The organism is Micromonospora gifhornensis (assembly GCF_016863515.1).
GTDB lineage: Bacteria > Actinomycetota > Actinomycetes > Mycobacteriales > Micromonosporaceae > Micromonospora > Micromonospora gifhornensis.
In genome coordinates, this window is the sequence record NZ_BOPA01000034.1 from 1 (window position 1) to 16,171 (window position 16,171).

Sequence of the window (16,171 nt, forward strand, 5' to 3'; positions counted from 1 at the left end):
ACTGTCATTTGATTGCCGCAGCGCGGCGGCCGGTTCTTCCCCCGAGCCGGCCGCCGCGTTTCTCCGGCAACGAGAGGTGCGGGGCATGGGCAGGCGATGGAAGTGGTTCCTGCGGCCCGGAAAGGTCGCGGTGGATCTGACCAGGCAGGCGGTGCCGGACGGCGACGTGCCGGGGCGGTTCCGGCGGCTGGTGGTCGAGGATGTCGTACCAGAGCTGCGGCTGACCTCGCGCTGCGACGACGCGGTCGTCTACGAACGGCCCGAGGAACGGCCGGTGGCCACCGACCACGGTCAGCGCGCGGATGACCACCGCCCGGGAGTGCTGCGGCGCCTGCTGCGGGCGTACCGACGATGAACGCCTTCGACCTCTCGCCTGCCCAGATCCGCAATCGGCTGATCCTGCGCGCCCGGCAGGCGGCGCTGGCCGCCATCGGACGGCAGCCTGCCTGGCCGCGCGGCCGGGTCCAAGCGACGCGGACCCGGCCGCCGGTCGTGCCCCGCGTGTCCGTCACCGCCGGGCAGGTGGTCCAACTGGCCGAAACCGATTACCGGTACGCCACCTGCGTGCTGCGCCTGCGGATCCTCCGGGTACGGCTCGATGTCAGCCAGTGGTACGACGGCGAGTGGGTGTGGCTCGAAGGTGTCGAGATCGGGCCGGACGGCCGACCCGGCACGTTCCGCCCGGTCCTGGCCCGGGTCGCGGCGCTGCGCCCGGTTACCTGAATTTTGTGCCGACAGAAGCTATGGCCACTCTCGACGGCCGCTCCGCGGTGAGCCCTGTGAACCTGGGGCGAAGGTTGGTGGGGTGCGGCAGTTGCTGAAGGATCTGAGCTTCTCCGACTATTCCGAGTGGTTCGGCCTGGGCCGCTCGCGCACGTCGTCCTGGCTGCTGTCCGCGCCATCATTGCCCGAGCCCATGCGAGACATTCGGTGGTATCCGTGTGGCGGCCAGCTCCCCGGGCTCGCAGGCCGTTCGTGAAGGGTTGTCGCGTATCCGACCGAAGCCTCGCATTGCCTGGTTGACGGGTCAACCACAGTGGATATTGGCGTAGCATTCCGCGGGTTACACGCTCATGGCCCGGCCATCGCCGGCGACACTCTGCGCCGAGCCCTCACGCCGGCGGACTTGATCGAAGTGAGCTGGCCTTCCTTGAACCCCCTGGGAGAGGACACGTCATGACCGACGCTCCGATCGAAAAGCCGGACTCTGACGATGATGCCGCCCGGCATGCGGTCGAGCGCGAGCGGGCCGAGCTGCGGGAGTTCATCAAGGGGTTGAACCCGGGCGACGTCAAGTCAGGCAACTGGTTCTCGAAACTCATCGCGCAGGCCCTGAGTTCCTACACGGAGAAGGTCGACTGGCGGTACTTCCAGGAGAAGTACAAGGGCGTGCCGGCGGATGGCATCGTCGAGCAGCGGATCACGATGGCATCGCGGTATGCCGCGCTCGAAGGAGGACTCTCGGCCGGGGCGTACTCGGCGGCGGTCGCCGCGACCATCGGCAGCGCGGGTGGTGCCTCGCCGCTTGCGCTGCCGGCCGCTGGTGTGACCTTCATGGTCGACCTCGCGTACATAACGCAGCTTCAGCTGCGCCTGGCGTACGACATCTCCGTGCTGTATCGGGTGCCGCTCGACGTGTCCGATCCGGATGACATGTGGAAGCTCATTCGAGTGGCCTTCACGATCAAGAGCGGGGAAGTTGCGCGGGAGGGTGTCACCAAGTCCGTCCCGTTCGTGGTGCGTCCGCTGGTCAAGAAGTTCTATTCCGGGAGCGTCCTGACCGCGGCGAAGGGGCTTCCGGTCGTCGGGAAGCACCTCCTGCAGCGCAACGTCATCAAGGTCGGGATTCCCTTGGTCGGAATTCCCCTCGCGGTCGTGCTGAACCGCTACACGACGCTTGTCGCGGGCCGGCACGCACGTACCGTGTTCCGGAACGAGGCACGGGTGATCGAAATCGCTGAGCGGCTGAGCAGCCGGAGTCGGTATCCGCAGCTGATGCTCTGGGTCGCATGGCTCGTCATCGCGGCGGACGGCAAGATCGGCGACGATGAGACCCTGCTGATGAAGCACCTGACGCGAATCGTCCGCGAGGCGCACGGGATAGTCGATGATCAACTGGCCAACGTTGTCGACGTCTACCCGGAAGATGTGTGGAAGCGCCTGGAAGCAGAACCGGGGGACCTGACCGAACTCGTTGACGTCGCCAGCCAGGTGGCCGCGGTCGACGGCGACCCCAACGCAGCCGAGAAGGCGGTCATCGCTGAGCTTCAGGGCCGCTGCCGTCGAGCCTGAGGCTCGTGGCGAACCGTTTCCCGGTGACTCATGGTGCTTGAGTGTGTGCAGGTGGTGGCTTCTGCTGTCGCCATGATCGGCTGTCATGTACCGGACAGTCGATCGGTTTGACCGGGCCGTCGGCGGCTGGTCTCCTGGCTACCTTGTCTAGGGCTGTGAACCGGACACACAAGCCATTCGGGGGACCCGCGCCCGTTATGTCGGGCGTACGGTCGCTGGGAACCACTGGGAGCGACGTGAACATGGGAGCGCCATGCCGAGTATGACGTCGGACACGGCGAACGTTCCGGCACCCAGCAACCTGGTCGCGGTACGCGGCCAGCGCTGGGTGGTCAGCAACATCGAGCCGGCCGGGCAGAACACCCTTGTCACACTGCAGAGCGTCGAGGACGGCCGCTACGGCCACACCCTGGAGGTGATCTGGGAGGTCGAGCCGGGCCGGCAGGTCCTGCCCAGCGGCTCCCTCCCGGATGTCGGGGCGGGCCGCTTCGACTCCCCGCAGCGACTGGCCGCCTTCCTGGACGCGGTCCGCTGGGGGGCTGTCACCTCGGCGGACGTCAAGACCCTCCAGGCGCCGTTCCGCTCCGGGGTGGCGATCGAGGACTACCAGCTGGAACCGGTCGCCCGCGCGGTCGACGCGCCCCGGGTCAACCTGCTGCTCGCCGACGACGTGGGCCTCGGCAAGACCATCGAGGCCGGGCTGGTCGCCCAGGAGCTGCTGCTGCGGCACCGGGCCCGGCGCATCATGATCGTCTGCCCGGCCGGGCTGACCCTGAAGTGGCGCGACGAGATGGCCGAGAAGTTCGGTTTCGACTTCACCATCATCGACTCCGAGCGCTGCGCCGCCGTCCGCCGCAGCCACGGCTCCGCCGCTAACCCCTTCCTGGTGTACCCGCTGAGCATCGTCAGCCTGCCCTGGCTGCGCGGCCAGAAGGCCCAGCGGCTGCTCGACGAGGTGCTGCCCGTCGACGGCCCCAGCTATCCGCGTACCTTCGACCTGCTCGTCCTGGACGAGGCGCACCATGTCGCCCCGGCCGCGCCCAAGCAGATCTACGCGGTCGACTCGCAGCAGACCAAGCTGATCCGCCGACTCGCCCCGCACTTCACCCACCGGCTGTTCCTCTCCGCCACCCCGCACAACGGCTACCAGGCCTCCTTCACCGCCCTGCTGGAGATCCTGGACAACCAGCGCTTCGCCCGCGGCGTCAAACCAGACCCGGCCGCGGTCAAGGACACCGTCGTACGCCGGCTCAAGCGCGACATCGAAAACCCCGACGGTACGCCCCGATTCGTGGAACGGAAGGCGTCCGCGATCCCGGTCAGCTACCCGGAGGACGAGCGGCAGATCCACGCCCTGCTCACCCAGTTCGCCGAGCTGCGCCGCAAGCGACTGCACTCCCAGCGCGGACGCAAAGCCACCGACCTGGTGACCCTGCTGCTCAAGAAGCGCCTCTTCTCCAGCCCGGCCGCGTTCGCCCACACCGTCCGCGTCTACCTGGACACCCTGGCCAGCCGAAAGGGCTCGCCCAGCCTGACCGTCGGCGACGACGTGCCCGAGTGGCTGGACGAACTGATGGACGACATGGCCACCTACGACGACGAGCAGCTCGCCGAGGCCGAGGACGACGCGCTCAACCGGGTCCGCCCGATGCAGCCCGACCCCACCGACGACGAGACGGCCCTGCTGGAGAAGATGCTCGACTGGGCCGAGCGCAAGGAAGCCCAACCCGACGCCAAGGCCCGCGAGCTGATCAACTATCTGACCGCGATCTGCCGCCCCGACGGCCGGCACTGGACCAACGAGCGGGTCGTCGTCTTCACCGAGTACCGCGACACCCAGACCTGGCTGGCCGACCTGCTCCGGCAGGAGGGCCTCGGCGGGGAGGGCCTCGCCCTGCTGCACGGCGGCACCCCCTCCGACGAGCGGGAGCAGATCCGGCTGGCGTTCCAGGCCCACCCGAGCGACCGGCCGGTGCGGGTGCTGCTCGCCACCGACGCCGCCAGCGAGGGCATCGACCTGCAGAACCACTGCCACCGGCTGGTCAACTACGACATCCCGTTCAACCCGAACAAGCTGGAACAGCGCATCGGCCGCATCGACCGGTACGGGCAGACGACCAACCCGGAGATCCAGCACTTCGTCGGCACCGGCTTCGGCAAGCCGGTCGACGCCTTCGAGGCGGACCTGGAGTTCCTGTCCCGGGTCGCCACGAAGGTAGCCCGGATGGAGGAGGACCTCGGCTCGGTAAACGCCGTGCTCTCCGAGGCGGTGCAGCGCCGGATGCTCGGCGAGCAGGTCGCCATCGACGTGGACCGGCCCGCCAAGGGCAAGCCCAACCTGCCTGCCGAGGCCAACCTGCGCGAGCAGGTCCGCCGGCTGCGCGCCGACCTGGACAAGACCGTCGAGGAACTCGGCATCACCCCGCCCGCGGTCAAGCGGGTCGTGGACACCGCCCTGGAGTTGGCCCGTCAGCAGCGCCTCGCCCGGCACGTCGACGACAAGCACCTGCTCGACGGCCTCTACTCCGTGCCGCCGCTGACCGGCTCCTGGCAGCGGGCCGGTGTCGGCCTCACCGCCAAGCTCACCGACGGTGACGAGCCGCCCCGCCAACTGCCGATCACCTTCGACCCGCAGGTCGCCAAGGAAGACCGGGACGGCATCGTCCTGGCCCACCTCAACCATCCCCTGGTGGCCATGTCGACCCGGCTGCTGCGCGCCGCCGTCTCCAACCCCGGCGTCGGTCTGCACCGGGTCACCGCCGTGGTCAGTGACGATCCGGGGCTGGAGGACGTGCTGGTCGGGGCGCACTCCCGGTTCGTGCTGGTCGGCGCGGACGGGGTCCGGCTGCACGAGGAGGTCCTCCACGCCGGTGGTTGGGCACCCGAGCAGGGCCGGTTCCGCCGTCTGGAGAACCTGACCACGCTCAAGAGCGTCCTGGACCGCGCACTGGCCACCGGTACCCCCGCCGCCCCGGTCGTGCAGGACCGGCTGGCCGAACGCTGGCCCCGGGTCCGCGACGGCCTGATCTCGGCCATCGAGTGGCGGACCAGGGCCCGGCAGGAGTCGCTGGAACGCAAGCTCGCCCAACGGCAGGAGGCCGAACGGCAGCGCATCATCCACAACCTCGACCAGTTCGCCGCCACCCTACGCGGCGCGCTCGACGCCGACGACAGCGAGACCGAACAGGCGCTGATCAGCCGCGCCGAGGCCAGCAAGAGCAAGGAAGAACTGGCCCAGTACCGCAAGGACCGCCAATCCTGGGACGACCGCTTGAAGGCCCTGCACACCGAACGCGACCGGGAACTCGAAGCGGTCGACGCCCGCTACCGCAACCCGCAGGACCACAGCTTCCCGGTGGCCGTGGTCTTCGTCGTACCGAAGCGGGAGGCCACCCGATGAGCCGCAATTTCCGCCGCGCCGCCCCCGACGGCGTCGAGCAGCACCGCAACTGGCTGAGCCTGGTCGAGGTCAGCGGCCCCTTCCTCAGCCTGCCGGTGCTGCGCCGCACCTGGCCCACCCTCGACAGCCTGGACAAGCGCAGCCGCGAACGGCTGCGCCAGGAACACACCACCTGGCAGGCCGACACCGTCGCGGGCCAGCAGGACTGGATCGGGTACGTGCTGAGTGAGCTGCTCGACTGGCGCGACACCCGACACACCGACAACCTGGACGCGCTGGCGCACACCGTCGTCGAACACGACACCGAGCTGCGCCCGTCGTTCGTCCTGGTCGAGCCGGGGGAGGAGGTCAAGCCGGACAGCGTACGGCTGCTCGGGCTGGTCTGCCCGCCCGGTCAGCAACCCACCGCCCGGGTCAAGGACTCCACCTGGGCGGCGACCCCCGCCGACCGGCTGGCACTGCTGTGCCGGCACCACGACATCGAGCTGGGCCTGGCCACCGACGGACGCTGGTGGACCCTGGTCTGGGCGCCGCGCGGTGGGGTCACCACCACCGCCACCTTCGACGCGGTCTCCTGGCCGGAGGCCGCCGAACGGGACGTCGTCCGCGCCTTCGTGTCGCTGCTGTCCCGGCACCGCTTCTTCGGTGTCCCCGACGCCGAGCGGCTGGTGCCGCTGCTGCGCGACAGCCTCGGCAGCCAGGAGGAGATCACCGAAGCGCTCGGCGTCCAGGTCCGCCGGGCCGTCGAGCTGCTCGTCGCCGCCATCGGCCGGATCGACGTACGCGACCGGGAAGCCGGCGGGACCGGCCTGGCCCACGTCGAGGCGCACGAGGTCTACCGGGGCTCGGTCGCGGTGATGATGCGGATCGTCTTCCTCCTCTTCGCCGAGGAACGCCGCCTGCTGCCCGCCGACAACGAGCTGTACGCGACGGCGTACTCCGCCGGGCGGCTCTGCGCCGAGCTGGAACAGCGGGTCACCGAGGGCAGCGAGGAGGACCTGGAGCACAGCACCGCAGCGTGGCACCGGCTGCTGGCCCTGTTCCACGCCGTCTACCACGGCATCGACCACCCCCGCCTGACCCTGCACGGCCACGACGGCTCACTCTTCGACCCCGAGCGGTACGACTGGCTGCCGCTGACCGTCGACGACCGGACCGTCCTGCACATGCTCCGCGCGGTGCAGTACGTCCAGGTCGGCACCGGCCGCTCCCGGGAACGCCGCACGGTCAGCTTCCGCACCCTCGACGTCGAGCAGATCGGGTACGTCTACGAGGGCCTGCTCTCCTTCGAAGGCTTCCGCGCCGACGATGTCACAGTCGGCCTGATCGGCAAGGAAGGGCTCGAAGAGGAAGTCCTCCTCACCGACCTGGAGTCGCTGCGCGACCAGCACCCCGAGGTGCCGGCCCTGGCCAAGGCGCTCGCCGAGAAGTACAAGGACTCCAAGATCGGGTCGGTGGCGACGCTGACCAAGAAGCTCGCCCCGCTCGACGGCCCCGACCGCGAAGAGGCCCGCAAAAAGCTCCTCGCCGTCACCGGCGGCGACTACCCGCTCTCCGAACGCCTGCTGCCCTTCCACGGCCTGATCCGCGAAGACCTGCGACACCTGCCCGTGGTCATCCTGCCCGGCGCACTCTTCGTCACCGAGTCCGCGCTACGCCGCAACACCGGCACCCACTACACCCCACGCTTCCTTGCCGAAGAGGTGGTCGAAGGCGCACTGGAGCCCCTCGTCTACGAGCCCGGCCCGCTGCAAACCGCCGACAAGTCACAGTGGAAGCCGAAGTCCGTCGAGGAGATCCTCGCCCTCAAGGTCGCCGACATCGCCATGGGCTCGGCGGCGTTCCTGGTCGCGGCGGCCCGCTACCTCGCCGGCCACCTCATCTCCGCCTGGGCCCGCGAAGGCAACGAACACGCCCTCGCGTACGAACAGCGCGGCGTCGACCGCACCGTGGACGCCGACGACGACCCCCTCGTCATCGAGGCCCGCCGCCAGATCATCGAACACTGCCTGTACGGGGTCGACATCAACCCGATGGCCGTGGAGATGGCCAAGCTCTCCCTCTGGCTGGTCTCCATGGACCCCCAACGCCCCTTCACCTTCCTCGACGACCGCCTCGTCGCCGGTGACGCGCTGCTCGGCATCGGCAACACGGCGACCCTGCCCGGCAAGGCCGCCCGCGACCTCCGGCTGGAACGCGACCTCTCCGAGGCCCGCGACCTGCGCCGCCAACTCGCCGAGCTGCCCGACCGCCTGGACGCCCTCGCCGAGAAGCGGCGACTCCTCGACCAGGTACGCGAGGTTCGCAAGCGTGCCGACGCCTACGCCGACCTGGTGGTGGGTGCCCAACTCGCGTCGGTCAAGCGCGGCCAGGACTCAGTCGTCATCGCCGAAAAGGTCGGCGCGCTGGCCACACACCTGGCCGGTGGCGGTAACATGGAGCCGTTCGAAGAGCAGGCACGCACCTGGCTAGCCATCGATCAGCCGATCGGCAGTTTCGAGCGGAATCCGCTGCACTGGCCTTTGGAGTTTCCGGAGGTCTTCGACCGAGGCGGCTTCGACGCCATCATCGGCAACCCGCCGTTCCTCGGCGGGAAGAAGATCAGTGGTCCTATGGGTTCGGTTTATCGGGAGTACCTTGTCGCGGTTCCAGGGCGAGGTGTGAAGGGAAACGCCGACCTCGTTGCCTATTTTGCTCTCCGAGCGCATGATTTGCTGAATCCGGGTGGAAGTGCCGGTCTGATTGCGACCAACACCCTCGCTCAAGGCGATACCCGGGAGGTTGGTCTAGACCAACTTGTGTCGAGTGGCGTGTCGATCCGTCGATCGGTCAAGAGCAAGCCTTGGCCATCGAGTTCTGCTGCGCTTGAATACTGTGCGGTTTGGACTAGCCGAAAAGCTCCCGCTCGTGATGCCACCTGCCTTGCCGACGGTATTCGTGTTCCAGGAATTAGTGCCATGCTTGAACCTGTTACCCGCGTCTCAGGCAACGCGGAGCGGCTGGTTGCCAGTTCTGGAATTGCCTATGTGGGCAACTTCGTGAACGGCATCGGGTTTGTAATGTCCGAGGATGAAGCTGCGAAGATGGTGGCAGTTGACGGGCTGAATGAGCAAGTTCTCTTTCGGTACTTGAATGGCCAGGATTTAAATTCCAGCCCTCATCTTTCTGCAAGCCGTTGGATCATTGACTTCCGAGACTGGCCCTATGAGCGTGCCTCTCTTTACTCGGCTTGCTTGCAGCGAGTTCGAGCGCTTGTCAAACCTTCGCGGGATCGGCTTCCTGATTCTAAGCGAGCTACCCGCGAGAAGTGGTGGCAGTACGAGAAGCTCGCTCCAGGACTTCGTTCCGCAATTGCAAAGCTTGACAGGGTAGTTGCCATCACGCTGGTGAGTAAGACGGTCATGCCGGTTATGGTGCCGACCGGTCAGGTCTTCTCGCACATGCTCGGCGTGTTTGCGACGGATGACACGGCGATGCTGGCCTTGCTATCGAGTTCGCCGCACTACTGGTGGGCGGCCAGCCGCGCGTCGTCCATGAAGGCAGATCTGCGCTACACCCCGTCCGATGTGTTCGAGACGCTGGCGCTGCCGGAGTTGACTGCGGAGATGCGGGCTTTGGGAGATCGGCTTGACGGGAACCGACGCGGTTTGATGCTCAGCCGGCAGGCAGGGCTGACCGCGACGTACAAACTGGTATTTGATCCGGTGTGCCAGGACGACGACATTGTGGAGTTGCGGCGGATTCACCGGGACATTGATGTGGCGGTGTGTCGGGCCTACGGGTGGGATGACCTGGTCGAGCAGGGGCTTGATCACGGGTTTCATAAGGCTGGTGCCTACATCCGCTACACCGTCGGTCCGGGCGTGCAGCGGGAGATCCTCGACCGGCTGCTGGAGTTGAACCACAAGCGCTACGCCGAAGAGGTCGCCCAGGGTCTGCACGACAAGAAGTCCGGGCGTAAGGCGAAGACCACCGCTGCGGAAGGGCTCTGGTGATGACCGACGTACAGGGCGGTCTCTTCCCGCATCCCCGAGGCGAGCAGCAGGCGCTGGCGCTGTCCGGGGAGGGCGACGCCGACCCGACCCCGCCGCTCGACCTGCCGCAGAGCTTTCCTGACGTCACCTCCTATCAGGTGCGCGACGAGTTGGAGGATCTCATCGGGCGGGACCTGCTCGGGCCGTGGGACGGCGAGCAGGAGGAGTTTCGGCCGGGGGCGATGGGGCCGCGCGAGCGGTACCTGGTGGGGATGCTCGGGCCGAAGCAGCGGCCACGCACCGACAAGCGGGATTCCGCCGAGGTGCAGGACGTGGACGCGGCGGTGCAGGGCGACGGTAGCGAGGCGGAGTTGCCGGAGGTGGTCACCCCGCTGAACCTGGGCAAGATGTGGGCCTCCTCGATGGGGTTGTCGTTCGCGGTGGCCGGCGACACGGACGTGCTGTCGGTGACCGTCGAGTGGGGACGTTACGACCTGCGCGAGTCCGAGGACGAGAAAGGTAAGAAGAGCCGCGTCTGGTATCGGGAGCCGGTGTCGTACGCCAAGGAGGTCCGGCTCGACGGGGACACCTCGTACCGGATTCCGCTGACGGTGGCCGACCAGGACGCGCCGGGGGTGCACCTGGCGGTGGAGGTCCGGCCGCGTGACGGGCGGCGGGTGGTGCAGCTCGCGCTGATCAACTCGCAGCTCGAGCCGGAGAGCAACGCGGACACCGCCTGGCTGTTCCAGTCGGCGTTGACGGTGACCGCGTTGGACGGGCAGTCGGCGGTGTTCCTGCCGATCGACGACCCGCTGGACGGGGTCAAGGGGATCAGCGACGACGACGAGGAGACCCACCTGCGGCTGCTCTACCGGTCGCAGCGCCGCTACGCCGCCGGTCGTAACGTGGCCGTGCATCCCTGGGTGCGGTCCGGGGAACGCCGCGCCCACAAGCTGTTCACCACCTGGCTGCCGACCTACAACGTGCCGGCGACTGTCGCGCCGGTGGGCAAGGGCACCCCGTTGGCCGGGGTCGAGCTGTCCATGGACAACCTCGCCACTGTCGACATCGACCGGCTGCGGACCGGGCTGGCGATCCTCGCCGACGGGTACGAGTCGTGGCTCGACGACGAGGAAGCGAAGATCCCGGAGCTGCCGGAGCCGTTGCGGGCGACCGCCGAGCGGGCCGTGTTCACCGCCGGCCAGGCCGCCAAGCGCATCCGGGCCGGAATCGCACTGTTGACCGACCCGGAGGCACCCCGGCACGCCGAGGCGCTTGCCGCGTTCCGCTTCGCCAACCAGGCGATGGCGTTGCAGCGGCGGCACAGCGAGGTGGCCCGGCTGCGGGAGGAACAGGGCCTGCCGTACGCCGACGCCAAGGCTGCCGTCGACGCGCGTGGCGCCGCCGCCGCTTCCTGGCGGCCCTTCCAGCTCGCGTTCGTACTGCTGAATCTGCCCTCGCTGACCGACCCCGCCCACCCGGAGCGGGCCGCGAACCGGGACGCGGTGGTGGACCTGCTGTTCTTCCCCACCGGTGGTGGCAAGACCGAGGCGTACCTGGGCCTCACCGCGTTCACCTTCGCCATCCGCCGCCTCCAGGGTGTGATCGGCACCGGTGCGGAGGCGCGCAGCGGCAACGCCGGGGTCTCGGTGCTGATGCGGTACACGTTGCGGCTGCTGACCGCCCAGCAGTTCCAGCGGGCCGCCGCGCTGATCTGCGCCGCCGAGGTGCTGCGGCAGCGCGACGAACGCACCTGGGGCGGCGAGCCGTTCCGGATCGGCCTCTGGGTCGGCGGGGGAGTGTCGCCGAACTGGTATGACGAGGCGGCGGCGCAGATCGCCGAGGCGCGCGAGGCTGGCAACGGCAAGTTCACGAACGTGCTGCAGACCCTGAGGTGCCCGTGGTGCGGGGCGAAGCTGCGTGCCGAGCATGACCTCGACCCCAAGGATGACCTGCGGCGGGTGCTGCTGTTCTGCGCGGAGGGCGAAGGCGTCGACGCCTGCCCGTTCTCCCGCACTCGCAGCACCGAAGGACTGCCCATCCTCACCGTCGACGAGGAGATCTACCGGTACGCCCCGAGCCTGGTCATCGCCACCGTCGACAAGCTGGCCCAGTTGCCCTGGCGGGGCTTCGCCGGGCTGCTCTTCGGCCGGGTGCGGGAATACTGCCCCCGGCACGGCTACCGGCACGACGACCTGGACACCCGCACCGGCTGCGGTTCCCGGCACAACAAGAAGGGCAGCCTGGAGGCGGTCACCAGCCAACCGGTGATCCGGCTGCGCCCACCGGATCTGATCATCCAGGACGAGCTGCACCTGATCTCCGGTGCCCTCGGCACCACTGTCGGTCTCTTCGAGGCGGCCGTCGACCAGCTCTGCACCTGGCCGCTGCCCGGCGGTGGCTCGGCCGGGCCGAAGATCGTGGCCTCGACGGCCACCACCAAGCGGGCCCGGTCCCAGGTGCTCGGTGTCTTCGGTCGGGACCTGGCGGTCTTCCCGCCGCCGGTCATCGACATCACCGACACCTTCTTCAGCCGCCAGGTGCCGGTGACTGTGGACAATCCGGGCCGCCGCTACCTGGGGGTCTGCGCCCACGGGGTGCGGCTCAAGTCGGCCGAGATCCGGCTGGCGGAGATCCTGCTGCTGGCCGGGCAGACCCTGTTCGACCGGTACGGTGCGCCCGCCGACCCGTACCAGACTCTAGTGGGTTACTTCAGCGCCACCCGCGAGCTGGCCGGTATGCGGCGGCTCCTGGACGACGACGTGACCACCCGGGTCCGCACCCACGGCCGGCGCAAGGGCCTGTCCGACCGGCTCTTCGGTGGGAAGATGTTGAACATCCAGGAATTGACATCTCGGGTCTCCTCCGGCGACATCAGCGAGGTCCTCAAGCGCCTGGAAGTCGGGTTCGATCCAGAGCTCGATACCTCGGTCCGATACCGCGCGATCATGGACAACTTCCGTGAAGCGAGGGCGAAGGCGACATCCAATGCGCGACCTCAGCACCATCCGTTAGCAGAGCGTTTTCGGCAGCGGGGCGATAGTCAACTGCCGGTGGACGTGGTGCTGGCCACCTCGATGCTCCAGGTGGGCGTGGACGTGTCCCGCTTCGGCCTGATGGTGGTCACCGGGCAGCCGAAGAACACCGCCGAGTACATCCAGGCCTCCTCCCGGGTCGGTCGAGACGCCCGCCGTCCCGGACTGGTGGTCACCCTCTACAACTGGACCCGGCCCCGGGACCTGGCCCACTACGAGGACTTCGAGTACTACCACGCGACCTTCTACCGGCAGGTGGAGGCGCTGTCGGTCACTCCGTACACCCGGCGGTCGCTGGACCGGGGGACCACCGCGACCCTGGTCGCGGCCGTGCGTAACGCGGAGGAGGGGTTCTCCCGCAACACCGACGCGCACGACGTGCCGTTGGACGGCGCGCAGGTGCAGCGGATCGTGGACCGGCTGTTGCAGCGGGCCGAGGACATCGCCGGGGAACGTGGCCGCGACTACCTGCTGGAGCGGATCAGCCGGCTGCGGGACGAGTGGAACAAACGCAAGACCGGTGAGACGAGGCTCGGCTACGACCAGGGCAGCTTCAAACAGCAGCGGCTCGCCGGCCTGCTGGAACGGGCCGGTGCCGGGCGGTGGACCGACCTGACGGTCGGACAGTCGATGCGGGAGACGGAGAACGAGATCAACCTGTTGCTGCCCGCCGGGGACAAGCTCTTCGACTCGCTGTACAACGCGCCGGAGTGGTCGTTCGGGCCGCCGACCGACGACGTGCGGGACGAGGATCGACCCGCCGGGGACGAGATGGGCGAGTCGACGCTCACCGGGAAGGGGAAGTGATGGCAGGCCGGCATTTCCGGCGGGTCGGTGCGGTCCGTCCCAGCCACCTGATGTTCACCACCGGCGTCGGTGCCATTGTCGACCTGCCGAACTTCTCCGTGCTGGTCCGCGGCCTCGACGACTGGAACCACAACGCGGTGCCCGACTGGGAGCCGATCGCCGAGCCCCGGCTGCTCGCCGCCGTCCGTACGCTGCTCAGGGACAAGTCGATCAAGGAGCTGCGGCCCGCGCCGTGGATGGACGGCGGAGACGAGCCGAACAGTCCCGCCTCGAAGGTCGGCGTGCCGATCACCCCGTTCCCGGGATGGCTGCGCTGCACCGCCTGCGACGAACTGGCCCCGATCGAGGGTGGCGTGTTCGGCTTCGAGAACACCAAGGCCCGCAAGCCGCACGAGGCGCGCTTCTTCCACTCCGTCTGCGGCCGGAAAAAGAAGGGACGTCCGCCGATGGCGGTGGCGGCCCGGTTCGTGCTGGCCTGCACGTACGGGCACCTCGACGACTTCCCGTACACCCCGTTCGTGCACCAGGGCGGCGCCTGTCCGGAGGTGTCCCACCCGAAGCTGCGGATGAACGACCGGGGCGGCAACCTCGGTGCCAACGTCGAGATCCGGTGCGTGCCGTGCGGGGCGCGGCGCAACATGAAGGAGGTCCTCGGTCCGCGGGGCGCGCAGAAGCTGCCCCGCTGCCGGGGCCGTCAGGCCCACCTTGGCGACTTCGAGTCGGGCGAGTGTAAGGGTGAACTGAAGCTGCTGGTGGTGGGCGCGTCCAACCAGTGGTTCGCGCAGACACTCTCCGCCCTCGCCGTGCCACCCACCGGGGCCAGCGAGTTGCAGGCGAAGGTGGTGCAGCACTGGGATTCCTTGAAAGACATGCCTGGCATCGCCATGCTGCCCTACCTGCGGACCGTTGCCCCGGTACTACGGGAGTTCGAGCGATGGACCGACGCGCAGCTCTGGACGGCCGTCGAACGGCACCGCGCTGGCGCGAAGGGTGATGAGGACGAGAGCGGCTACCCGGATCTGCACACCCCGGAGTGGGAGATCTTCTCCGCCGCCGAGTTGCCCGAGGCCAGCGACGACTTCACCCTGCGCCGCGACCCGGACGGGGTCCCAGCGCAGCTGAAGGAGATCTACGCCGACGTCATCCAGGCTGAACGGCTGCGTGAGGTGCGGGCGCTTGTCGGGTTCACCCGCCTGGACGCCCCCGACCCCATGGACCCGGACCTGGTGCAACGGGCCCCGCTGAGCCGAGGCAGGCTGGAGTGGGTGCCGGCCAGCGAGGTACGCGGCGAGGGAATCTTCCTGCGGCTGCCGGAGGATCTGCTTGCCGACTGGGAAGCCCGAGTCGCCGACACCGAGGCCATGCAGACCCACCGGGAGGCGTACGGGCGGTTCCGGCGAAGCCGCTACTCCGGGCGGATCCGGGGCGGCTTCGAGCCGATGCGGCACTGGCCGGGGGAACGGTTCATCGCCCTGCACACCCTGTCGCATCTGCTGATCCGCACCATCGCCCTGGAATGCGGTTACAGCTCCGCGAGCCTGTCCGAGCGGATCTACTCCGGCACCGAACAGGACCCGCACCGCGCCGGCATCCTCATCTACACCGCCGTGCCCGACGCCGAGGGAACCCTCGGTGGCCTGGTGTCGCTGGCCGAGCCGGACGCGCTGGTCCGGCTCACCCGGCGGGCGCTCAACGACGCCCTGCACTGTTCCTCCGACCCGCTGTGTGCCGAACGGCTGCCGCACGACCCGGCGGAGTTCCTGCACGGCGCCGCCTGCCACGTCTGCCTGTTCGTCTCCGAGACCACCTGCGAACGCGGCAACCGGTTCCTGGACCGCCGGTTCGTCGTACCGATCGACGAGCCGGAGCTGGCCCTCTTCCCCGAGCTGCCGTGACCTGGGAACCGGCCTTCGAAGCGGCAGCCGAGGCGGCGGTGTCCCGGCTCGGGCCGGCGCATCTGCGGGTGCTGGCCGACCGGCTCGGCGGTGGTTGGCCGGAGCAGGCGGTCCGGCACGCCGTGCCGGTGTCCGGCTTCGCCGAGACCGCCGGGGCGGTGCTGGCCGCACAGCAGGCGTCCGGGTTGTCGGACCGGGAGGCCGCCGCCTATCTGCGCGGGCTCGCTGCCGGGCACGCGCAACGGTCGGCGGCGGTGCGGGTCGAGTCGGTGTGGAGCGGCCCGAGCAGCCATCCCGTCCCGGTCCGCGCCACCGCGCAGGTCCTCGTCGACCTGGTCCGGGACGCCCGCAGTGAACTGCTGCTGATGACCTACTCGGCCACCCCCTACCAGCCGTTGTTGGCGGAGCTGTCGGCGGCGACGGCACGCGGTGTGGCGGTGACCGTGGTGGTGGAGACCCTGGCGGGCGCTGCCGGGGCACTGCGGGGGACCGAACCGGCCGCCGCCTTCACCGGCGTGCCCGGCGTGGAGCTGTGGCACTGGCCGATCGGACGCCGGGCGGAGAAACCGGCCAGGATGCACGCCAAGATCGCCGTAGCGGACCGGCGGGCGTTGTTGCTGTCCAGCGCGAACCTCACCCAGTCCGGGGTCAACCGCAACATCGAGGCGGGACTGCTGATCCGTGGCGGTTCCGCGCCGCAGCGGGCCGCCGAGCACATTGCTGAGCTGCAGACCCGGGGTGTCCTGACCCGGCTCGGCACCGGGTGAG

Annotated in this window: 9 protein-coding genes; all 9 read left to right on the forward strand. The window is 68.9% G+C overall.

Annotated features, from left to right (window positions below):
• The first annotated feature begins 85 nt into the window (after positions 1 to 85).
• The 9 genes from Vgi01_RS22885 to drmC all read left to right on the forward strand — a co-directional run bounded on the left by Vgi01_RS22885 (position 86) and on the right by drmC (position 16,170).
• The gene (locus Vgi01_RS22885; RefSeq protein WP_204292306.1) at positions 86 to 355 is read left to right on the forward strand and encodes a hypothetical protein; all 270 of its coding nucleotides are present in this window, start codon (positions 86 to 88) and stop codon (positions 353 to 355) included.
• Positions 352 to 723, forward strand: a complete 372-nt coding sequence (locus tag Vgi01_RS22890; protein ID WP_204292307.1) for a hypothetical protein — start codon at positions 352 to 354, stop codon at positions 721 to 723. Before Vgi01_RS22885 ends, Vgi01_RS22890 begins: the two co-directional genes overlap by 4 nt.
• A gap of 82 nt (positions 724 to 805) precedes the next feature.
• Positions 806 to 979 (forward strand): hypothetical protein, encoded by a 174-nt coding sequence (locus Vgi01_RS22895; protein WP_204292308.1) that lies wholly within the window; start codon positions 806 to 808, stop codon positions 977 to 979.
• 197 nt (positions 980 to 1,176) lie between these two features.
• Positions 1,177 to 2,292, forward strand: coding sequence for a tellurite resistance TerB family protein (locus Vgi01_RS22900; protein WP_204292309.1), 1,116 nt, complete (start codon positions 1,177 to 1,179; stop codon positions 2,290 to 2,292).
• A gap of 262 nt (positions 2,293 to 2,554) precedes the next feature.
• Positions 2,555 to 5,692: a DISARM system SNF2-like helicase DrmD gene (gene drmD / locus Vgi01_RS22905; RefSeq protein ID WP_204292310.1), complete on the forward strand. Its 3,138-nt coding sequence runs from the start codon at positions 2,555 to 2,557 to the stop codon at positions 5,690 to 5,692.
• Positions 5,689 to 9,687, forward strand: coding sequence for an Eco57I restriction-modification methylase domain-containing protein (locus Vgi01_RS22910; protein ID WP_204292311.1), 3,999 nt, complete (start codon positions 5,689 to 5,691; stop codon positions 9,685 to 9,687). Before drmD ends, Vgi01_RS22910 begins: the two co-directional genes overlap by 4 nt.
• Positions 9,687 to 13,508 (forward strand): DISARM system helicase DrmA, encoded by a 3,822-nt coding sequence (drmA, locus tag Vgi01_RS22915; protein ID WP_204292312.1) that lies wholly within the window; start codon positions 9,687 to 9,689, stop codon positions 13,506 to 13,508. Before Vgi01_RS22910 ends, drmA begins: the two co-directional genes overlap by 1 nt.
• Positions 13,508 to 15,403, forward strand: coding sequence for an MrfA Zn-binding domain-containing protein (gene drmB, locus Vgi01_RS22920; RefSeq protein WP_204292313.1), 1,896 nt, complete (start codon positions 13,508 to 13,510; stop codon positions 15,401 to 15,403). Before drmA ends, drmB begins: the two co-directional genes overlap by 1 nt.
• Positions 15,400 to 16,170, forward strand: coding sequence for a DISARM system phospholipase D-like protein DrmC (drmC, locus tag Vgi01_RS22925; RefSeq protein ID WP_204292314.1), 771 nt, complete (start codon positions 15,400 to 15,402; stop codon positions 16,168 to 16,170). The genes drmB and drmC overlap by 4 nt, the downstream gene beginning before the upstream one ends.
• The last annotated feature ends 1 nt before the right edge of the window (position 16,171 follow it).